This window comes from Streptomyces sp. NPDC004721 (genome assembly GCF_053601495.1).
Genome location: NZ_JBSGBZ010000005.1, coordinates 163,991 through 183,077, shown reverse-complemented (window position 1 = coordinate 183,077; position 19,087 = coordinate 163,991). Strand labels below are relative to the sequence as shown.

General features: G+C 71.9%; 19 protein-coding genes and 1 tRNA gene. 6 read left to right on the top strand and 14 right to left on the bottom strand.

Features of this window, described 5'->3' with window-relative positions:
* Positions 1-2 precede the first annotated feature (2 nt).
* Positions 3-377, bottom strand: a complete 375-nt coding sequence (locus ACWEK3_RS06365) for a hypothetical protein (protein ID WP_453249066.1) — start codon at positions 375-377, stop codon at positions 3-5.
* 173 nt (positions 378-550) lie between these two features.
* Positions 551-632, bottom strand: a tRNA-Tyr gene (locus ACWEK3_RS06360).
* A 229-nt stretch (positions 633-861) separates the two neighbouring features.
* Between ACWEK3_RS06360 and ACWEK3_RS06355 the strand changes: the two genes are divergently transcribed.
* Positions 862-1,350 (top strand): YajQ family cyclic di-GMP-binding protein, encoded by a 489-nt coding sequence (locus ACWEK3_RS06355; RefSeq protein WP_390725165.1) that lies wholly within the window; start codon positions 862-864, stop codon positions 1,348-1,350.
* Between the two features lie 77 nt (positions 1,351-1,427).
* On the opposite strand, the gene ACWEK3_RS06350 is transcribed toward ACWEK3_RS06355, so the two are convergent.
* The gene (locus ACWEK3_RS06350; RefSeq protein WP_384432308.1) at positions 1,428-1,694 is read right to left on the bottom strand and encodes a GlsB/YeaQ/YmgE family stress response membrane protein; all 267 of its coding nucleotides are present in this window, start codon (positions 1,692-1,694) and stop codon (positions 1,428-1,430) included.
* A 244-nt stretch (positions 1,695-1,938) separates the two neighbouring features.
* Here ACWEK3_RS06350 and ACWEK3_RS06345 point away from each other — a divergent pair, with 244 nt between their 5' ends.
* Together ACWEK3_RS06345 and ACWEK3_RS06340 are read left to right on the top strand one after the other, a co-directional pair.
* Entirely contained in the window at positions 1,939-3,195 is a 1,257-nt protein-coding gene (locus ACWEK3_RS06345) for an APC family permease (protein WP_453249065.1), read from the top strand.
* Positions 3,196-3,343: 148 nt separating this feature from the next.
* Positions 3,344-3,745, top strand: a complete 402-nt coding sequence (locus ACWEK3_RS06340) for a YccF domain-containing protein (protein ID WP_141359420.1) — start codon at positions 3,344-3,346, stop codon at positions 3,743-3,745.
* 99 nt (positions 3,746-3,844) lie between these two features.
* On the opposite strand, the gene htpX is transcribed toward ACWEK3_RS06340, so the two are convergent.
* The 11 genes from htpX to ACWEK3_RS06285 form a co-directional block, all read right to left on the bottom strand.
* A complete protein-coding gene (htpX, locus tag ACWEK3_RS06335) occupies positions 3,845-4,708 on the bottom strand; it encodes a zinc metalloprotease HtpX (RefSeq protein ID WP_141359421.1) in 864 nt (287 codons plus the stop codon).
* 293 nt (positions 4,709-5,001) lie between these two features.
* A complete protein-coding gene (locus ACWEK3_RS06330; RefSeq protein ID WP_453249064.1) occupies positions 5,002-6,525 on the bottom strand; it encodes an NADH-quinone oxidoreductase subunit N in 1,524 nt (507 codons plus the stop codon).
* On the bottom strand, positions 6,522-8,096 hold the full coding sequence (locus ACWEK3_RS06325; RefSeq protein WP_361424132.1) for a complex I subunit 4 family protein: 1,575 nt from the start codon (positions 8,094-8,096) through the stop codon (positions 6,522-6,524). Before ACWEK3_RS06325 ends, ACWEK3_RS06330 begins: the two co-directional genes overlap by 4 nt.
* 6 nt (positions 8,097-8,102) lie before the next feature.
* Positions 8,103-10,097: an NADH-quinone oxidoreductase subunit 5 family protein gene (locus tag ACWEK3_RS06320; RefSeq protein WP_450545152.1), complete on the bottom strand. Its 1,995-nt coding sequence runs from the start codon at positions 10,095-10,097 to the stop codon at positions 8,103-8,105.
* On the bottom strand, positions 10,094-10,489 hold the full coding sequence (nuoK, locus tag ACWEK3_RS06315; protein WP_361424126.1) for an NADH-quinone oxidoreductase subunit NuoK: 396 nt from the start codon (positions 10,487-10,489) through the stop codon (positions 10,094-10,096). Before nuoK ends, ACWEK3_RS06320 begins: the two co-directional genes overlap by 4 nt.
* Positions 10,489-11,109 (bottom strand): NADH-quinone oxidoreductase subunit J family protein, encoded by a 621-nt coding sequence (locus ACWEK3_RS06310; RefSeq protein ID WP_450545150.1) that lies wholly within the window; start codon positions 11,107-11,109, stop codon positions 10,489-10,491. Before ACWEK3_RS06310 ends, nuoK begins: the two co-directional genes overlap by 1 nt.
* The gene (locus tag ACWEK3_RS06305; RefSeq protein WP_390725170.1) at positions 11,106-11,657 is read right to left on the bottom strand and encodes a NuoI/complex I 23 kDa subunit family protein; all 552 of its coding nucleotides are present in this window, start codon (positions 11,655-11,657) and stop codon (positions 11,106-11,108) included. Before ACWEK3_RS06305 ends, ACWEK3_RS06310 begins: the two co-directional genes overlap by 4 nt.
* Before the next feature lie 2 nt (positions 11,658-11,659).
* The gene (locus ACWEK3_RS06300) at positions 11,660-12,628 is read right to left on the bottom strand and encodes a complex I subunit 1/NuoH family protein (protein WP_390725171.1); all 969 of its coding nucleotides are present in this window, start codon (positions 12,626-12,628) and stop codon (positions 11,660-11,662) included.
* Positions 12,625-14,253 carry an NADH-quinone oxidoreductase subunit C gene (locus ACWEK3_RS06295; RefSeq protein ID WP_453249063.1) on the bottom strand — a complete coding sequence of 543 codons (1,629 nt, stop codon included), beginning with the start codon at positions 14,251-14,253 and terminating at the stop codon, positions 12,625-12,627. Before ACWEK3_RS06295 ends, ACWEK3_RS06300 begins: the two co-directional genes overlap by 4 nt.
* Positions 14,250-14,867: an NADH-quinone oxidoreductase subunit B gene (locus ACWEK3_RS06290; protein WP_453249062.1), complete on the bottom strand. Its 618-nt coding sequence runs from the start codon at positions 14,865-14,867 to the stop codon at positions 14,250-14,252. The genes ACWEK3_RS06295 and ACWEK3_RS06290 overlap by 4 nt, the downstream gene beginning before the upstream one ends.
* Positions 14,858-15,265 carry an NADH-quinone oxidoreductase subunit A gene (locus ACWEK3_RS06285; protein WP_390725174.1) on the bottom strand — a complete coding sequence of 136 codons (408 nt, stop codon included), beginning with the start codon at positions 15,263-15,265 and terminating at the stop codon, positions 14,858-14,860. The genes ACWEK3_RS06290 and ACWEK3_RS06285 overlap by 10 nt, the downstream gene beginning before the upstream one ends.
* A 216-nt stretch (positions 15,266-15,481) precedes the next feature.
* On the opposite strand from ACWEK3_RS06285, the gene ACWEK3_RS06280 reads away from it, so the two are divergent.
* The 3 genes from ACWEK3_RS06280 to ACWEK3_RS06270 all read left to right on the top strand — a co-directional run bounded on the left by ACWEK3_RS06280 (position 15,482) and on the right by ACWEK3_RS06270 (position 19,073).
* Positions 15,482-16,729 (top strand): sensor histidine kinase, encoded by a 1,248-nt coding sequence (locus ACWEK3_RS06280; RefSeq protein WP_453249061.1) that lies wholly within the window; start codon positions 15,482-15,484, stop codon positions 16,727-16,729.
* 120 nt (positions 16,730-16,849) lie between these two features.
* Entirely contained in the window at positions 16,850-18,217 is a 1,368-nt protein-coding gene (locus ACWEK3_RS06275; protein ID WP_365774588.1) for a sensor histidine kinase, read from the top strand.
* Positions 18,218-18,401: 184 nt separating this feature from the next.
* A complete protein-coding gene (locus ACWEK3_RS06270) occupies positions 18,402-19,073 on the top strand; it encodes a LuxR C-terminal-related transcriptional regulator (RefSeq protein ID WP_141359434.1) in 672 nt (223 codons plus the stop codon).
* Positions 19,074-19,087: the final 14 nt, after the last annotated feature.

Below are 19,087 nucleotides of genomic sequence, written 5' to 3'. Positions count from 1 at the left end.
TGCTAAACGACAACCAACGCTGACAACCGCCGACAGCTAAGTCGCAGGTCGCAGCGTTGATCGGGACGGAGACGGTAGAGCTCGACCAGTCGGGCCATCAACTCTTCGTCGAGCAACGGCGCCTGATAGCGATCGATCGTCCCGATGTAGAAGAGCCAGCCGTGCAGCCGGTTGGCAGGACAGTGCCCTTGGCCCGCATACAGATTCTCCGGCTCGTGCTCGTCACCCCAGGAACCGACGTACAGGTAGGAGGCGCAACGCAAGCCCTCGTCCAGAACCGGCGTCGGATCGTCCTTGCAGTTCCAATGGATCCGAGCCTCATCCTCGGGTATGGGGCTCGGCACGGCTGCCAACCACAGTTGATAGGTCTCCTCCACGGCCGCAGTCTGGCATGCCGAGTCAAGCACCGGACTGACAGCTCACGCCGGGCCGTGCCACACGCGTGCCAGAACGAGCAGGGACCAGCGGGGAACGGCGGGGAGAGGAAGAGATCGCAAAAGAGATCCGCCCCTGACCAAACTCGCTGGTCAGGGGCGGATACTCCCAAGTGTGGCGGCGCCAGGATTCGAACCTGGGAAGGCTGAGCCGGCAGATTTACAGTCTGCTCCCTTTGGCCGCTCGGGCACACCGCCTTGGGATGCCGCCGGTCCGACCGCTTTTCGGCGGTGCTCTCCGGCAACGACGTAAACAATACCCGATGCTGAGGGGTGCTCCGCCACCCCATTGATCGGCGGCCGGCACGGCCCGGGATGGCTAGGCTGGTGCGGATGCGACCCGCGACCCGCAGGCCGGGATCGGCGGCCTCCCCCACGCCCGCCGGCACGCATCCGATACGCACCCCGATACAAGGAGCCACAGGACATGGCCGACTCCAGTTTCGACATCGTCTCGAAGGTCGAGCGGCAGGAGGTCGACAACGCCCTCAACCAGACCGCCAAGGAGATCTCGCAGCGCTACGACTTCAAGGGCGTCGGTGCCTCGATCTCGTGGTCCGGTGAAAAGATCCTCCTGGAGGCGAACTCCGAGGACCGAGTGAAGGCAGTCCTCGACGTCTTCCAGTCCAAGCTGATCAAGCGCGGCATCTCGCTGAAGGCCCTGGACGCGGGCGAGCCGCAGCTGTCCGGCAAGGAGTACAAGCTCTTCGCGTCGATCAAGGAGGGCATCTCCCAGGAGAACGCGAAGAAGGTCGCGAAGCTCATCCGCGACGAGGGGCCCAAGGGCGTGAAGGCCCAGGTCCAGGGTGAGGAGCTGCGCGTCAGCTCCAAGAGCCGCGACGACCTCCAGAACGTGATCGCGCTGCTGAAGGGCCAGGACTTCGACTTCGCGCTCCAGTTCGTGAACTACCGGTAGGACAGAACAAAGGGTGGGCACCCGGCGGTGCCCACCCTTTCCCGCCTGCCGGCCGCGGCTCGGCCCGGCCCGCAGGCTCAGTCGCGCGACCTGCCGAAGAAGATGCGGTAGGCGATCAGCAGCACGAGCGAGCCGCCGATCGCGGCGGCCCAGGTGGCGCCGTCGAAGAGTTGCCTGCTGATCGGGTGACCCAGCCAGCGGGCGGAGATCCAGCCGCCGAGGAACGCTCCGGCGACGCCGATGAGGGTCGTGACGATGAAGCCGCCCGGGTCGCGCCCCGGCAGCAGGAGCTTCGCGATGGCGCCGGCCAGGAGCCCCAGGATGATCCAGCTGATGATGCCCATGCTCTGAACCTGCCCTTCCACGCCGTGCCTGCGCTGTCCCGGTGCTTCGCGTTCGGATCGGACAGGCTGTGCTGCAGCGCACGCAGGCCGCGCGTCGTTCGTCGTGCTTGTCACGTGCTGTGATCGTGCTTACCACACGCGTGTTCGTCCCGCGCCAGGAGCGCGTCGTGGAGAGGGACGCCCCGACCTCGTCCCGCGGTTGCACCGTTCGGTCGCGGTTGCGCCGGTCAGTAGGGTTCGGGCCATGACTCGGTCCGCTTCCCCGCCCCCGTCCGAGCTGCGGCGCACCCTCGGGGTCGCGGACGCCGTGGTCATCGGGCTCGGCTCGATGATCGGAGCCGGGATCTTCGCCGCTCTGGGGCCGGCGGCCCACGCGGCAGGCTCCGGGCTGCTCCTCGGGCTCGCGGTCGCCGCCGTGGTGGCCTACTGCAACGCCACCTCCTCGGCACGGCTGGCCGCCCGGTATCCCGCCTCCGGCGGCACGTACGTGTACGGGCGTGAACGGCTCGGCATGTTCTGGGGCCATCTGGCGGGCTGGGCGTTCGTCGTCGGCAAGACGGCCTCCTGTGCGGCGATGGCGCTCACCGTGGGCGCGTACGTCTGGCCGGGTCAGGCGCACGCGGTGGCGGTCGCGGCCGTGGTGGCGCTGACCGCGGTGAACTACGGCGGCGTCCAGAAGTCCGCCTGGCTGACTCGGGCGATCGTGGCGGTCGTGCTGGCGGTCCTCGCCGCTGTGGTCGTGGTGTGCCTGGGGTCCGGCGCCTTTACCGCCGACCGCGTGGCCGTCGGCGGCTCCGTCGGCGCCGGCGGCGTCCTTCAGGCGGCCGGGCTGCTGTTCTTCGCCTTCGCCGGATACGCGCGGATCGCGACCCTCGGCGAGGAGATACGGGATCCCGCGCGCACCATTCCGCGCGCGATCCCTCTCGCCCTGGGCATCACGCTGGCCGTGTACGTGTGCGTCGCGGTGGCCGCGCTCTCCGTGCTGGGACCGGACGGGCTGGGCCGCGCGGCGGCACCGCTGGCCGACGCGGTGTGGGCGGCCGCGGTGCCCGGACTGGTCCCGGTGGTGCGGGCCGGGGCCGCCGTGGCCGCGCTGGGGTCGCTGCTCGCCCTGGTCCTGGGCGTCTCGCGGACCACGCTGGCCATGGCCCGGGACCGGCATCTGCCCGCTGTGCTGGCCGCGGTGCACCCCCGCTTCCAGGTGCCGCACCGGGCGGAACTGGCCGTGGGCTCCGTGGTCGCGGTGCTCGCCGCGACGGTCGACGTCCGGGGCGCGATCGGCTTCTCCTCCTTCGGCATCCTGGCGTACTACGCGGTCGCCAACGCCTCCGCCTGGACCCTCGATCCCGCCCCCGCCCGGCGCGCGGTGCCGGCGCTGGGCCTCGTCGGATGCGTGACGCTGGCCTTCGCCCTGCCGTGGGTCTCGGTGGCCGTGGGCAGCGGGGTGCTGGCGGCGGGCATGGCCTCGTACGGCGTACGCCGGTGGCGGGCTGCGCGCTAGAGGCAGGCGGCGCCGGCGCACCGCGGGATCGTCTCCGAACCTTCCCGATCACGCTACAAGGGAGCCGCGGCCCCCTCCAATCCCCTGATCACGCCGATACTTGAGTCAGCGGGCAGTGCCGACGGAACGATCTTGGAGGATGCCGATCATGAAGGTGATCAACCTGCTGCTCAACCTCGTGTGGCTGGTCTGCTGCGGCATCTGGATGGCGATCGGCTACCTGATCGCCGCGCTGATCTGCTTCGTCCTGATCATCACCATCCCGTTCGGCATCGCGTCGCTGCGCCTCGCGGGATTCGTCCTGTGGCCGTTCGGCCGCGACGCCGTGGAGCGTCCGGGGGCCGGGGCGGGGTCGTTCATCGGCAACGTGATCTGGCTGGTCTTCGCGGGCTGGTGGCTGGCGCTGGGGCACCTGATCACCAGCATCCCGCTGTTCCTGTCGATCATCGGCATCCCGTTCGGGTGGGCCAACCTGAAGCTCATCCCGGCCTCGCTCATGCCCCTGGGGCGTGAAGTGGTGCGGACGGACGACGGATTCGCCGGGCGCTGAGCGCCCCGCCCGGACGGGTGAGGCGGGCCGTCTGAGACGGGGCGTCGTCGTCGCCGGCCCGGAGGGCTTTCCCCGGGCCGGGCTTCGACCCTGGCCGTCTCAGAGCCGGCGGCCGGCCATCTGCTCGAGCCGGGCGATGCGCTCCGCCATCGGCGGGTGCGTGGAGAACATCTTCGACAGCCCCTGACCGGGGCGGAACGGGTTGGCGATCATCATGTGACTCGCCGTCTCGATACGCGGCTCGGGAGGCAGCGGAAGCTGCTGGGTGCCCATCTCCAGCTTGCGCAGGGCGCTGGCGAGCGCGAGCGGGTCGCCGGTGAGCCGGGCGCCGGACGCGTCCGCCTCGTACTCCCTGGAACGGCTGATGGCCAGTTGGATGAGGGAGGCGGCGAGCGGGCCGAGGAGCATGATCAGGAGCATGCCGATCAGGCCGGGTCCCTCGTCGTCGTCGGAGCGGCCGATCGGGATCAGCCAGGCGAAGTTGACCAGGAACATGATCACGGAGGCCAGGGCACCGGCGACGGAGGAGATGAGGATGTCGCGGTTGTAGACGTGGCTGAGCTCGTGGCCGATGACGCCGCGCAGCTCGCGCTCGTCCAGGATGCGCAGGATGCCTTCCGTGCAGCACACCGCGGCATTGCGCGGGTTGCGGCCGGTCGCGAAGGCGTTGGGTGCCTCGGTCGGGGAGATGTACAGGCGGGGCATGGGCTGGCGGGCCTGGGTGGAGAGGTCGCGGACCATGCGGTACAGGGCCGGGGCCTCGAACTCGCTGACCGGGCGGGCCCGCATGGCGCGCAGCGCCAGCTTGTCGCTGTTCCAGTACGCGTACGCGTTGGTGCCGAGGGCGACGAGGACCGCGACGATCAGGCCGGTGCGGCCGAACAAACTGCCGATGAGGATGATGAGTGCGGACAGTCCCCCGAGGAGGACTGCGGTCCTGAGCCCGTTGTGCCGGCGGTGCACGGTACGCCCTCCAAGTGGTGCGGCAGGGGAACCCTTCGCTTGCTGCGCTTCGACTCCACCGGTGCCGTGTGGTGTCACGTCCAGTGGACCCTTACGAACTGGTCAACGCCAGGCGAGGGCCGCGGGTTCCCTGGTGCTCGCGACGGCGCCCGGGCCGTCCGGGTGACCGGGGCGCCGGGCGGCACGCGCGCGTGGGGGCCGTGGCGCCGGGCGGCAGGCGCAGGCCGGGGCGCCGGGCTGCACACGCGCGTGTGAGGGCCGGCGCCCCACGCGCGCGTGGCGGGGGCCAGGGCTCAGAACAGGCCGGTGCCGGCGAAGCGGAGCACCAGCTGGGGGGCGCCGGAGAGGGCTGCGCCTAGGACGCCCGTCAGGGCGAGGGCGGCCGTGAGGGGGGCCGGGACGCGGTGCCCGACAGGTTCGCCCTCGGGGGCGCGGAACAGCAGGGTCGTCCACTGGAGGTAGTAGAACAACGCGATGACGACGTTGACGGCCATGACGACGGCGAGCCAGCCGAGTCCGGCGTCGACGGCGGCGGAGAACACGGTGACCTTGGCGAACAGCCCGATGACGCCCGGGGGAAGGCCGGCCAGGCAGAGCAGGAAGAAGGCCAGCAGCAGGGCGGTCAGCGGGTTCGTGGCGTACAGGCCGCGGTAGTCGCTGACGCGGTTGCGTTCCTTCGTACGGCCCACGAGCGCGGCCACGGCGAAGGCGCCGATGTTCACGGCGGCGTACATGAGCGCGTAGGCGAGCGTGGAGCCGATCGACTTCTGCGGGTCCCTGGAGTAGCCGGCGGCGGCGATCGGCACCAGGAGGTAGCCGGCCTGGCCGACGGAGGACCAGGCGAGCAGCCGTACCGCGCTGTTCGCGCGCGTGGCCTGCTGGCGCAGGGCGCCGACGTTGCCGACGGTCATGGTGAACGCGGCGAGCACGGCCATCGCGGGACCCCAGGCGCCGGAGTACGACGGGAAGGCGACGACGGTGACGAGGATCAGTCCGGTGAAGCCGACGGCCTTGCCGACGACCGACAGGTAGGCGGCGACCGGCAGGGGGGCTCCCACGTAGGTGTCGGGCACCCAGAAGTGGAAGGGAACGGCCGCGGTCTTGAAGGCGAAGCCGACGAGGGTGAGGACGACGCCGGTCTGGGCGAGCGTGTGGAACTGGCCGTCGACGTGCTGGATGCGTTCGGCGATCCGGGTGAGGTACAGGGTGCCGGTGGTGGCGTAGACGAAGCTGACGCCGAGCAGGCTGACGGCGGTGGCGGTGACCGAGGACAGGAAGAACTTCAGGGCCGCGTCGGAGGACCTGCGGTCGCCGTGGCGGAGGCCGACGAGGGCGAAGGCGGGCAGGGAGGCGACCTCCAGGGCGACGACGAGGGTCGCCAGGTCGCGTGCGGCGGGCAGGAGCGCGGCACCGGCGGCGGAGGCCAGCAGCAGGAACCAGAACTCCCCTTCGGGCAGTGCCTTGCGTGAGTCCTTCAGCGCGGTGACCGACAGCAGGGTGGTCAGGAGGGCGCCGCCGAGGACCAGGAACTGGATGACGAGGGTGAATCGGTCGGCGGTGTAGCTGCAGACGTCGGGGTGGCCGGTCTGGCAGAACGTGGCCCGGTCGCCGTCGAGGAGGGGCAGGAGCAGCAGCGCGGCGGCGGCGAGTCCGGCGACGGAGAACCAGCCGAGGAGGGGCTTGCGCGCTTCCGGCACGAAGAGGTCGGCGACGAGGACCACGAGGGCGATCACCGCGGTGAGGGTGGGCGGCGCGACGGCGAGCCAGTCGACGGACTGGACCACCGACTCGGCCGCCGTCTGGGCCAGGGCGCTCATCGGGTGCCTCCTGCGAGGAGCTGCTGCACGGCCGGGTCGGTGAGCCCGAGCAGGGCCTTCGGCCAGAGTCCGGCGAGGACGGTGAGGGCGACGAGCGGGGTCCAGGCCGCGAACTCGTAGCCCCGGACGTCGGCGAGCTGTGGCGCCTGCCGCGGTACAGCGCCCATGCAGACGCGGCGGACCACGACGAGCATGTACGCGGCGGTCAGCAGGGTGCCGAAGGCGCCGATCGCCATGAAGGTGAGGAAGGCGGGCCGACTGAGGCCGGCGGCCGGCTGGAACGAGCCGAACAGGGCGAGCATCTCGCCCCAGAACCCGGCCAGGCCCGGCAGGCCGAGCGAGGCGACGGCGCCGAAGGCGAGCAGGCCGCCCAGGCGCGGGGCCTTCGCGTACAGCGCGGCACCGGTCTTCTCGGCGAGGGCGTCGAGGTCGGTGGTGCCGGTGCGGTCCTTGAGCGCGCCGACGAGGAAGAACAGCAGGCCGGTGATGAGGCCGTGGGCGATGTTGGCGAACAGGGCGCCGTTCACGCCGGTGGGGGTCATGGTGGCGATGCCGAGCAGGACGAAGCCCATGTGGCCGACCGAGGAGTAGGCGATGAGCCGCTTGAGGTCGCCCTTCGCGCCCTGCCTGGCGAGGGCGAGGCAGGCCAGGGACCCGTAGATGATCCCGACGACGGCGAGGGCGGCGAGGTAGGGCGCGAAGGTGCGGAAGCCGTCGGGTGCGATCGGCAGCAGGATGCGGACGAAGCCGTACGTTCCCATCTTCAGCAGGACACCGGCCAGCAGCACCGAGCCGACGGTCGGGGCGGCGGTGTGCGCGTCCGGCAGCCAGCTGTGCAGCGGCCACATCGGCGTTTTGACGGCGAGTCCGAGACCGATCGCCAGAACGGCGATGACCTGCACGGACGCGGTCAGGGACCGGCCGTTGTCAGTGGCGAGTGCCACCATGTCGAAGGTGCCGGCCTTGAGCCCGATGAGGAGCAGGCCGAGCAGCATGACGACCGAGCCGAGCAGGGTGTAGAGGATGAACCGCCAGGCGGCGGCCTGACGGCCCTCGCCGCCCCAGCGGGCGATGAGGAAGTACATCGGGATGAGGACCATCTCGAACGCGAGGAAGAACAGCAGCAGATCGAGGACGGCGAAGGTCGCGAGGGTGCCGGACTCGAGGAGGAGCAGCAGCGCGACGAAGGCCTTCGGGGTGGGACCCGTGGGCGGCTTGAAGTAGGAGTACAGCGCGCAGAGGAAGGTCAGCAGCGCGGTCAGTACGACGAGGGGGAGGGAAATGCCGTCGACGCCGAGGTGGATGCGCACGTGGAGTGCGGGGATCCAGCTGATGTCGGTCGTGGCCTGCATCTTCGACGGGTGGGCGTGGTCGAAGCCGACCGCGAGGACGATCGCGGCGGCGAGGATCGCGCCGGTGACGGTCACGCCATGCCGGAGCACGGCCTGCTCGGGTGACTTCCCCTTCAGCCCGGGCGGCGCGGGCAGGAGGGCGGCGAGCGCGCCGAGGAGCGGGCCGGCGACGAGGAATGCCAGAAGGAACTGCATCACGGACTCGTTGATATCGATCACGCCTGCTCACGCTCCCGTGGCCAGAAGGACGGCGACGACCGCCAGGACGACGGTGCCGGCGAGCAGCGCGCTCACATAGGTCTGCACATTGCCGGTCTGGGCCCGCCGTACGGCGGCCCCGAGCAGTCGGGGTACGGCTCCGGCGCCACGTACGTAGGTCTCGACGACCTCCCGGTCGAGGAACCGGACGAGGCTCGCTCCGGCCAGCACCGGGCGGACGAAGAGGGCCCCGTACACGGCGTCGAGGTGGAAGCCGGCGGCCGCGTGCCGGTGCAGCGGACCGAGCAGCAGCCGTCCGGGGTCGGCGGGGTCGGGCGCGTGGGCGATGTCTCCGTACGCGGGCCGGTGGGTGGCGATGGCCTCGGCCTCGACGAGTCCGGCGTCGCCCTCGGGGTGGGCGGCGACGGCGCCGAGGGGGACCCGGGCGGCGAGCGCGGAGGTGTGCTGCCAGGCGCCGTAGGTGACGATGCCGCCGACCAGGGCCACGCCCGTGCCGAGGACGGAGGTGATGAGCATGGGGGTCAGGTCCCGGCCGTCGAACCATCCGGGCAGGACGCGGAAGGCGAGGCCGCCGAAGGCGAGGGACGGGAGGGCGAGCACCCAGAGGACCGCGTTCATGACGAGGGGCTGCCTGCCGTGGTCGGGGGCCTCGGCGCCCCGGCCGCGGAAGGCCAGCAGCCACAGGCGCATGGCGTAGGCGCCGGTGAGCAGGGCCGTGAGGAGGCCGGCCACGAGGATGGTCCAGCCGGCCGCCACGGGGGCGTGGCCGGTGTGGCCGGTGGCCGCGTGTTCGGCGGCGCCGAGGACGGACTCCTTGGAGAAGAAGCCGCTGAAGGGAGGGATCGCGGCGAGCGCGAGGAGCGCCACGGTCATCGTCCAGTAGGCGTCCGGGACGCGGTCCCGCAGGTTGCTCATCCGGGACATGGCGGCCAGCGAGTTGGTGCCGGCGGCGTGGATGATCACGCCGGCCGCGAGGAACAGCAGCGCCTTGAACGCGCCGTGCGACAGGAGGTGGAAGACGGCCGCGCCGCGGTCGCCGACGGCGAGCGCGCCGGTCATGTAGCCGAGTTGGCCGATCGTCGAGTAGGCGAGGACGCGTTTGATGTCGTCCTGGGCGAGCGCGGCGAGCGCCGAGCCGGCCATCGTCACGGCGGCCATGACGGCGAGGACGACCATCGCGGCCGAGGAGGCCTGGAAGACGGGGAGGAGCCGGGCGACGAAGTAGACACCGGCGGCGACCATCGTCGCGGCGTGGATCAGCGCGGAGACGGGCGTCGGGCCCGCCATGGCGTCGGGGAGCCAGGTGTGCAGCGGGAACTGCGCCGACTTGCCCGCCACGCCGGCGAGGAGCAGCAGGGCGATCAAGGTCGGGTGGTGCAGTCCGCCGCTCGCGACGGTGCCGAGGACCTGGGTGATCCGGAAGGACCCCGCGTCGGTGCCGAGCGCGAACAGGCCGATCAGGAAGGGCACGTCGCCGAGCTTGGTGACCAGGAAGGCCTTGATCGAGGCGGCGCGGGCCTCGGGGGTCTCCCAGTAGTGGCCGACCAGGAAGTAGGAGCAGATGCCCATGACTTCCCAGCCGACCAGCAGCACGATCAGGTCGCCGGAGTAGACGACGAGCAGCATCGCGGAGGTGAACAGGGAGACGAGGGCGGCGTACGAGGGGTAGCGCGGGTCGTCGCGCAGGTAGCCCATGGAGTAGATCTGCACGCAGGTGGCGACGACGCCGACCAGGACGGCGACGAGCGCGGCGAAGCCGTCGATGTGCAGGGCGAGTTCGATGGGCACCGAGCCGGTGGGGGTGAGCTCGGTGGTGGCGTCGACGGCCCGGCCGCCGCCCTGGTCCGCGGCGACCAGCGCGGCCAGGACCAGGGAGGCGAGGGTCGGCAGGACGGCGAGCGGGCGGACGAAGCCGGGCGCGCTGCGGCCGTGCAGCAGGCCGGCCACGGCGCCGAGGAACGGAAGGAGCGGAACGAGGACGGCGAGGGTGGTCGTGGTCACGCGGTGGCCTCAGCCTTCTCAGCGGCCTCCGCGGTCGCGGCGGCGCTGTGGGGGCCGTCGTCGGAGTCGTCGGGGCCCTCGGCGGAGTCGCGGAGCCGGTCGATGTCCGAGGTGCCGCGGTTGCGGTGGACGGCGAGGACGATCGCCAGGCCGATGCCGATCTCGGCGGCGGCGATGGCGATGGTGAACAGGGTCAGGGCCTGCCCGGAGTGCAGGGTCTCGATCGCGGCCCTGCTGAGCCAGACGTCGAAGGCGACCAGGTTGAGGTTGACGGCGTTGAGCATGAGCTCGACGGACATCAGGACCAGGATCGCGTTGCGGCGGGCGAGGACCCCGTACAGGCCGGTGCAGAACAGGAGGGCGGAGAGCACGGCGGGATAGGCGAGGTGCATCAGCGGACACCTTCCTTCGCGCCCGGGTCGCCGTGGGCCCCCGGGGCCCGGGTGGCGGCAGGGACCTGGGGGGCGGCCGCGACCGTCTTCGCCTTGCGGGACAGGACGATCGCGCCGACCAGCGCGGCCAGGAGCAGGACGGAGAGGGCCTCGAAGGGCAGGACCCAGTTCTGGAACAGGCTCTCGCCGGTGGCCTTCGTCGATCCGGCGGCGGCGCCGTCCAGGTCGATCCAGGTGGTGCGGAAGGCGTCGACGACCACCCAGACCAGGGCGGCCGCGGCGGCGACGGCCACGGTCAGGGCGGCCCAGCGGTTGCCGGAGTCGGCGTCCGGGGAGCGGCCGATGGGCGCCTTGGTGAGCATCAGGCCGAACAGGAGGAGGACGACGACGGAACCCACGTAGATGAGGACCTGCACCCAGGCGATGAACTCGGCGGTGAGCAGCAGGTACTCCACGGCGAGGCCGCCGAGGGTCACCACCAGCCACAGGGCGGCGTGCACGAGCTGCCGGGTGGTGACGGTGACGAGGGCGGCGCCGAAGGTGGCCAGGCCGACGAGGAGGAAGGCGATCTCGACGCCGGTCGGGGAGAGGAAGCCGTGGCTTGCGGCGGCGATGCTCACGTGTCCCCCTCCCGCGGTTCGGCCTGCGCGGCCGCCAGCTTCTCGGCGGTCTTGCGGGCGGCGGCGATCTCCTTGGGTTCCTCCGCGCCGGGGTCGAGGGCGGGCGGCGCGGGCACGGTCCACATCCACTCGCGCAGCTTGTCGCGCTCGTGGGTGAGGTCGCGGATGTCGGTCTCGGCGTACTCGAACTCCGGGGACCAGAACAGGGCGTCGAAAGGACAGACCTCGATGCAGATACCGCAGTACATGCACAGGGAGAAGTCGATGGCGAAGCGGTCGAGCACGTTGCGGCTGCGTTCGCGGCCGCCGGGGGCCGCCGCGGGGACCGTCTCCTTGTGGGAGTCGATGTAGATGCACCAGTCCGGGCACTCGCGGGCGCACAGCATGCAGACGGTGCAGTTCTCCTCGAACAGGCCGATGACGCCGCGGGTGCGCGGCGGAAGGTCGGGCTGGACGTCGGGGTACTGCGCGGTGACGGTCTTCTTCGTCATCGTGCGGAGGGTGACGGCCAGGCCCTTGGCCAGGCCGCTGCCGGGGATGGGGGCCATGGCTACTGGATCACCACCTTGACGATGCCGGTGAGGGCGATCTGGGCGAGGGAAAGGGGGACGAGGAGGGTCCAGGAGAACTTCTGGAGCTGGTCCTCGCGCAGCCGCGGGTAGGTGACGCGGAGCCAGATGACCACGAAGGCGAGGATCGCCGTCTTCAGCAGGGTCCAGACCCAGCCGAGGCCCTCGGCTCCCCACGGGCCGTGCCAGCCGCCCAGGAAGAGGACGGTGGTCAGGCCGCACAGGACGACGATCCCGGCGTACTCGGCGAGGAGGAACAGGGCGAAGCGCAGACCGGTGTACTCGGTGTACGCGCCGAAGATGATCTCCGAGTCGGCGACGGGCATGTCGAACGGCGGGCGTTGCAGTTCGGCGAGGCCGGCGACGAAGAAGACGATCGCGCCGACGATCTGCCAGGGCAGCCACCACCAGTGGAAGGCGTGGACGATGCCGGGCAGGGAGACCGTGCCGGCCGCCATCGCCACGGAGGCGGCGGCGAGCAGCATCGGCAGTTCGTAGGCGAGGAGCTGGGCGGCGGTGCGCAGACCGCCGAGGAGGGAGAACTTGTTGGCGGAGGCCCAGCCGGCCATGAGCGAGCCGAGGACGCCGATGGCCATGATCGCGAGCACGAAGAAGATGCCCGCGTCGAGGACCTGACCGACGGCTCCCTCACTGGGGCCGATCGGGATGGCGAGCAGCACGAGGAGGTAGGGCAGCAGGGCCACGGCGGGGGCGAGCTGGAAGACACGGCGGTCGGCGCCGGCCGGGACCACGTCCTCCTTCTGCGCGAACTTCACGCCGTCCGCGACCAGTTGGGCCCAGCCATGGAAGCCGCCGGCGTACATGGGGCCGAGGCGGCCCTGCATGTGCGCCATCACCTTGTGCTCGGTCTGACCCACGATCAGGGGGAAGGTCAGGAACACCGCGAAGACGATCACGAGTCGCAGGGCGACGTCGACGGCGCCGTTCACCGCGTGCCTCCTTCCGGGTCGTCGGGGGTGGTGGGGGGTTTCGTGGCGTGGGGGTCGTCGTCCTCGGGGGACGGCCCCGGTTTCGGTTCGGGTTCGTCGAACGCCGGGCGCGCGTGGTGCCAGGGGGCGTCCGAACTGCGCGGCGCCGTGGGTGGCTTCGGGTCCGCTGCCTGCCCGCGCTGGGACGCCGAGCCCTCGCTCGCACTCCGCGCACGGCGAGACCCTGTGGCCCCCGCCCGCTGCGACGCCGCCCCCTCGGCCGCACGCCGACCTCCCGCGGCGGGCGCGACCGGAACGTCCGCAGCCGGCCCTTCGGCCTCCGGGGCCTGCGCTGCCGTTCCTCCGGCTGCGGCCCCCGTGCCCTCTGCGGCATCCTCGTCGGCTACAGCCCCGTCCCGCCCAGGCACGCCCTCGGCACCGACCGAAACCTCCGCCTCGGCAGCCCCGTCGCCGCGCGCCATCCGGCTCGCGCCCCGAGTCTGGCCAGCCTGCTCCGACGTCACCGCGCCCTCGGCCGTCGCCCGGCGCCGGCCGGCGTCTTCAGACGTGCTCTCAGCCCTTGCCCGCGTGTCCTCTGCGGCACTTTCGCCCGCTGCGGCCCCGGCACGCCGAGGCGCGCCTTCGGCGCGGGCCGAAACGTCCGCCGCCGCACCCTCGGGCGCAGCCGCGGATTCCGCCGCCGTACCTTCCGTGCGCTCTGCCGTCTCGCTTTCGCGCCGCGTCACCGCGCCTTCGGCCGTCGGCCGGCCGGCGTCTCCAGGCGTGCCCTCGGCGGCCGTCCCGGCCTTCGGCACCGCACCCTCCGGCGCAGCCGTCCCCTGAGACGCAGCCGCAGAGCCCGGCGCCCCCTCGTCTCGGTGAGCCGTCTGGCTTGTCGAACCCTCGCTTGCGCTGCGCATCCGGCGGGGCCGGGCGGTGGGGGCCGCGGGCTGCTCGGTTGCGGGAGTGGTCGTCGCCTGGCCGGACGAGCCCTCCGCCGCCGTGCGCGTGCGGCGGGCCGGGCGGTCGCCCGCCGCCCGGGCCGCGCCCCGCGCCGGGCGGGACGGGGCGGGCGGGAGCTGGCCCTTCTGGGGGCCCCACTCGTTGGGGTCGGGCACGCCCGGTGGCAGCATCTGGCGGCGCTTGGGACCGCCGTGGTCCGAGTCGCCCGGCTCCTTGGCCCCCGGCCAGGCCTTGGCGACGCGGGCCGCGAGGACGAAGTCCTTGCGGAGGGGGTGGCCCTCGAAGGTCTCCGGCAGGAGGAGGTGGTCCAGGCCGGGGTGGTTCTGGAAGGAGACGCCGAACATCTCGTGCGTCTCGCGTTCGTGCCAGGCCGCGCCCGCGTAGACGTCCACCGCGGTGGGCAGGACGGGCGCCTCGTGCGGAACCGTCGTACGCACCAGCAGGCGCCGTACCGGGGCGAGGGCGACGACGTGGGCCGAGACGCGGAAGCCCGTGCCCGGCTCGTCGACGGCGCTCAGCCAGTCGAAATACGTGCAGCCCAGCTCGTCGCGGGCGGTCAGCAGCGCGGAGATCCACGCGTCCGGCGGCACGTCCACCGTCAGGACCTCGTAGGACTCCTCCGCCGTGGCGCCGGTCCCGAAGAGTTCCCCGACGGGCGCGGGCAGCCAGCCGGTCCCACTCATCGCGGGTCCCCCTCGCCGGTGGCCGCAGTGGCCGGCGGCCGTACGAGCCCGCTCTGCAGCGCCGCCGTCGACGGACGGGCCGTCCCGGTGGCGTACCGCTCCCCCAGCGACTCGCGCGCGATCTTCTCCTGGAGTTTCAGGATTCCCTGGAGCAGCGCCTCGGGACGCGGCGGGCAGCCGGGAACGTAGACGTCCACCGGGATGATCTGGTCGACGCCCTTGGTGACGGAGTACGAGTCCCAGTACGGGCCGCCGCAGTTGGAGCAGGCGCCGAAGGAGATGACGTACTTGGGCTCGGGCATCTGCTCGTACAGCCGCTTGATCGCCGGGGCCATCTTGTCCGTGACCGTGCCGGACACCACCATCAGGTCGGCCTGGCGGGGCCCGGGCGCGAACGGGATCACGCCGAGGCGGATGAAGTCGTGCCGGGCCATCGACGCGGCGATGAACTCGATCGCGCAGCAGGCGAGGCCGAAGTTGAAGACCCAGAGCGAGTAGCGCCGGCCCCAGTTCAGGACGACCTTCATCGGCTCCGGGGCGAGCCGGGCGAGCGTGCCCAGCCGCTTCGGCTCCGGCAGCCGTACTGGTTCGGGGGTGATGGGGGTCACGTCCATGCCAGGACGCCCTTCTTGTATGCGTACAGCAGGCCCACGGCCAGGAAGCCGAGGAAGATGAACATCTCCACGAGCGTCGTCGCGCCGTAGCCGGGGGCGGCGAAGACCGTCGCCCAGGGGAACAGGAAGATCGAGTCGACGGCGAAGATCACGTACAGGAACGCGTACACGTAGTAGCGGACCTGGGTGTGCGCCCAGCCCTCGCCGACGGGGTCGACGCCGCACTCGTACGTCAGCAGTTTCTCCGGGGTGGGGACCACCGGGCGCAGCAGGCGCCCCGCACCGAAGGCGACGGCGACGAACAGCACGCCGACGAAGGCGAGCACTCCGACGACCGAATAGGACTGGAAGTAGTCCGCCGCGACGACGGCGGTCGACCCCCGCAACGTCTCCCGCACCGTCCGTTCCTCACTCCCTGGTCCTGTCGGACCTGTTTTTCCCCGGCCCCGTGCTGTTCGGCTGTTCGACGATCTGTACGCACGGGAGTCTAGGCCCTGATAAAGGGCGGGTAAGCAGCCCGTCACACCCTGGGGCGCGAAGGTGGGGTTTTCCCCAGGGGGTGAGGGCGGCCCACCTCATGGCGCCGTCGGCCGCCGCACGGCACGCTGGCCCCTATGACCGCTCGCATCCCCGCCGCCGATCCCGCGGCAGCAGGCGCCGAGGACCGGCTGCCGCCGGCCCGTTTCGCCTACGACCTGCCCACCTGGAGGGAGATCACGCATCTACTGGTGAACCTCCCAGTATCGCTGTTCGGCTTCGTCTATGTGGTGACGGTGCTGCTGACCGGCAGCGCGCTGACGCTCAACGTGATCGGCTTCCCGCTGCTGGCGGTCGGGCTGATGGGCTCGCGGGTGCTGGGCCGGCTGGAGCGGGCGCGGGCGCTGCTCGGGGTGCGGATCGACGAGCCGAGCCCGCTGTCGCTGCACGGCGCGAAGGGACTGCCCGGCCGGCTCTGGGCGGCGCTGAAGGACCCGGTGGGCTGGCGCTCGGCGCTGTACCACTTCATACGGCTGCCCTGGGGCGTGCTCACCTTCACGGTGACGCTGACCTCGCTGTTCGTGCTCTGGCCGGTGCTGCCCTTCCTCGCCCGGGGCCTGGCGAACGTGGACCGGGCGATGGTGCGCGGCCTGCTGTCGCCGTCCGACGAGCTGGAGCGGCGGATCGCCGAGCTGGAGTCGGACCGGGGGGTCGTGGTCGACACGGCGGCGGCGGATCTGCGGCGCATCGAGCGGGACCTGCACGACGGGGCGCAGGCCCGGCTGGTCAATCTGGCCATGGGCCTGGGCCTGGCCAAGGAGAAACTGCTGGAGGGCCGGTCCGACGAGCACGTCGCCGCGATGGTCGAGGAGGCGCACGGCGAGGTGAAGCTCGCGCTCCAGGAGCTGCGCGACCTGGCCCGCGGCATCCATCCCGCCGTGCTGACCGACCGCGGCCTGGACGCGGCGCTGTCGGCGGTGGCCTCGCGGTGCACGGTGCCGGTGCAGGTGACGGTCGACCTGGAGTCGCGTCCGGCCGCGGCCATCGAGGGCATCGCCTATTTCACGGTCTCCGAGCTGCTCCAGAACGTCAGCAAGCACAGCGGGGCGAGGTCCGCCTCCGTCGACGTCTGGCGGTCCGACGGCCGGCTGCTGATCCAGGTGGGGGACGACGGCCGCGGCGGTGCCCGGTTGGACGGCGGAACGGGCATGCGCGGTCTGGCCGAGCGGCTGGACGCGGTCGACGGCCTGTTCGTGGTCGAGTCGCCGCCGGGCGGCCCGACGGCCATCACGGCGGAGCTGCCGTGGCGGGACCGTACGGACGGCGCCGGTCCGGCCGGGTCCGGGGTGGCCGCCTCCGGCCGGGGCGCCCCCGGCACGAGGTAGGGAAAACCCCCCGCGCAAGACGCCGACGTGCTCCATGGTTCCGCCATCCGCGGCCGAGGACGCTGGGAGTACGGCGGGACAGCCGTAGAAGACACGGAACGAGGGGACGGGACGACGCCGATGGCCACCCAGTACCGATCGCAGGACGCACCGGGGTACGGGCCCTACAGCGCGGGCGGGTTCCACGACGGTGGCACCGGCCGGGAACGGCACCTGCTGCCGGCCGGGCTGCGGGCGCCGTTCGAGGCCCGCAGCTGGCGCGAGTTCGGGTACGTGCTGCTGAACCTGCCGATCGGCATCATGCTGTTCACGTACGCGGTGACGATGGTGTCGCTGGGCGCGGGCCTGCTGGTGACGTTCCTGGGCGTCCCGGTGCTCGCGGCGGCGCTGGGCGGCTGCCGCCTGTTCGGCGTGCTGGAGCGGGCGCGGGCGCGCCGTCTGCTCGGCCTGGAGGTCGCCGAGCCGCAGCCACTGCGGACGACGAAACCGGGCGTCCTGGCCTGGACGGGAGCCCTGCTGAAGAGCGGCGCCTCCTGGCGGGCCCTGCTTTACGCGATCCTGCACTTCCCGTGGGCGGTGTTCTCCTTCTCGGTCTCGCTGGTCTTCTGGACGCTGGGCTGGAGCCTGCTGACGTATCCGCTGTGGTTCTGGGTGTTCCCGATGTGGGCCGGCCAGGGCGGGCTCCAGCTCTACGGCGACGGTCAGCACGGCATCTATCTGGACAATCCGTTCGAGATCACGGTGACCGCGCTGGTGGGGCTGCTGTTCACGCTGGCCACGCCGTGGATCGTGCGGGCGCTGACGATGGTCGACCGGGTGCTGGTGTACGGGCTGCTGGGGCCGTCGCGGCTGTCGGCGCGGGTGGTGGAGCTGGAGTCGGACCGGGGGGTCGTGGTCGACACGGCCGCCGCGGATCTGCGGCGCATCGAGCGGGACCTGCACGACGGGGCGCAGGCCCGGCTGGTGGCGCTGGCGATGGATCTGGGGCTGGCGAAGGAGAAGCTGACGGAGGATCCGCAGGCGGCGGCGCGGATGGTGGACGAGGCGCACGGCGAGGTGAAGACCGCGTTGCAGGAGCTGCGGGACCTGGCGCGGGGGATCCACCCGGCGGTCCTGACGGACCGCGGCCTGGACGCGGCCCTGTCGGCGGTGGCCTCGCGCTGCACGGTGCCGGTGCGGGTGGAGGTCGATCTGGCCGAGCGGCCGGCGGCGGCCATCGAGGGGATCGCGTACTTCACGGTCTCCGAGCTGCTCCAGAACGTCAGCAAGCACAGCGGGGCGCGGTCCGCCTCCGTCGACGTCTGGCGGGTGGAGGACCGGCTGATGCTCCAGGTCGAGGACGACGGGGTCGGCAACGCGGACGTGTCCAAGGGGTCGGGCCTCGCCGGGCTGGCCGAGCGGTTGGACGCGGTGGACGGGATCCTCATCGTGGACTCGCCGTCCGGGGGCCCCACCCGGGTGACGGCGGAGCTGCCCTGGCGGCGCTGAGCGCGCCCGAAATCCCCTGATGGCGGCCTGCCGGCCGCGGCCACACCGGTCGCGGCGGCAGGCCGAAACATGTGGTCGCCTCCCTGCACTTCCCCTGGCCCGGGCGCGGCGCGGTCCGAATACTGGAATGCTGGACCGTGTCGCGCGGAAGGCCGTGGGGCGAGGCTGTGGGGGGCCGAGGATCATGGAGGACAGGGTGCGGGTGGTCATCGCCGAGGATTCAGTGCTGCTCAGGGAGGGCCTGACCCGGCTGCTGACCGACCGCGGACACGAGGTCGTGGCGGGTGTCGGGGACGCCCAGGCGCTGATCAAGACCATCACGGAGCTGCACGACCAGCAGGCGCTGCCGGACGTCGTCGTGGCGGACGTGCGGATGCCGCCGACGCACACCGACGAGGGGGTCCGGGCCGCGGTGCAACTGCGCAAGGCGCACCCGGCGCTGGGCGTGCTCGTGCTCTCGCAGTACGTGGAGGAGCGGTACGCCACCGAACTGCTGGCCGGTTCCAGCCGCGGGGTCGGCTATCTGCTCAAGGACCGCGTGGCCGAGGTGCGCGAGTTCGTGGACGCGGTGGTGCGGGTGGCCGAGGGCGGTACGGCCCTGGACCCGGAGGTCGTCGCGCAGCTGCTCGGCCGCAGCCGCAAGCAGGACGTGCTGGCCGGGCTCACCCCGCGGGAGCGGGAGGTGCTGGGGCTGATGGCCGAGGGGCGGACGAACTCGGCGATCGCCCGGCAGCTGGTGGTGAGCGACGGCGCGGTCGAGAAGCACGTCAGCAACATCTTCCTCAAGCTCGGACTGTCCCAAAGTGATGGGGATCACCGGCGTGTTCTGGCCGTGCTCACCTATCTGAACTCGTGATCGTCCGACACTGT

Bases quoted from the DNA above. Each gene is read 5' to 3' on its own strand.
- ACWEK3_RS06355 (WP_390725165.1), top strand. From the start codon at position 862: ATGGCCGACTCCAGTTTCGACATCGTCTCGAAGGTCGAGCGGCAGGAG.
- ACWEK3_RS06350 (WP_384432308.1), bottom strand. From the start codon at position 1,694: ATGGGCATCATCAGCTGGATCATCCTGGGGCTCCTGGCCGGCGCCATC.
- ACWEK3_RS06345 (WP_453249065.1), top strand. From the start codon at position 1,939: ATGACTCGGTCCGCTTCCCCGCCCCCGTCCGAGCTGCGGCGCACCCTC.
- ACWEK3_RS06340 (WP_141359420.1), top strand. From the start codon at position 3,344: ATGAAGGTGATCAACCTGCTGCTCAACCTCGTGTGGCTGGTCTGCTGC.
- ACWEK3_RS06330 (WP_453249064.1), bottom strand. From the start codon at position 6,525: ATGAGCGCCCTGGCCCAGACGGCGGCCGAGTCGGTGGTCCAGTCCGTC.
- nuoK (WP_361424126.1), bottom strand. From the start codon at position 10,489: ATGCACCTCGCCTATCCCGCCGTGCTCTCCGCCCTCCTGTTCTGCACC.
- ACWEK3_RS06305 (WP_390725170.1), bottom strand. From the start codon at position 11,657: ATGGCCCCCATCCCCGGCAGCGGCCTGGCCAAGGGCCTGGCCGTCACC.
- ACWEK3_RS06295 (WP_453249063.1), bottom strand. From the start codon at position 14,253: ATGAGTGGGACCGGCTGGCTGCCCGCGCCCGTCGGGGAACTCTTCGGG.
- ACWEK3_RS06290 (WP_453249062.1), bottom strand. From the start codon at position 14,867: ATGGACGTGACCCCCATCACCCCCGAACCAGTACGGCTGCCGGAGCCG.
- ACWEK3_RS06280 (WP_453249061.1), top strand. From the start codon at position 15,482: ATGACCGCTCGCATCCCCGCCGCCGATCCCGCGGCAGCAGGCGCCGAG.
- ACWEK3_RS06275 (WP_365774588.1), top strand. From the start codon at position 16,850: ATGGCCACCCAGTACCGATCGCAGGACGCACCGGGGTACGGGCCCTAC.
- ACWEK3_RS06270 (WP_141359434.1), top strand. From the start codon at position 18,402: ATGGAGGACAGGGTGCGGGTGGTCATCGCCGAGGATTCAGTGCTGCTC.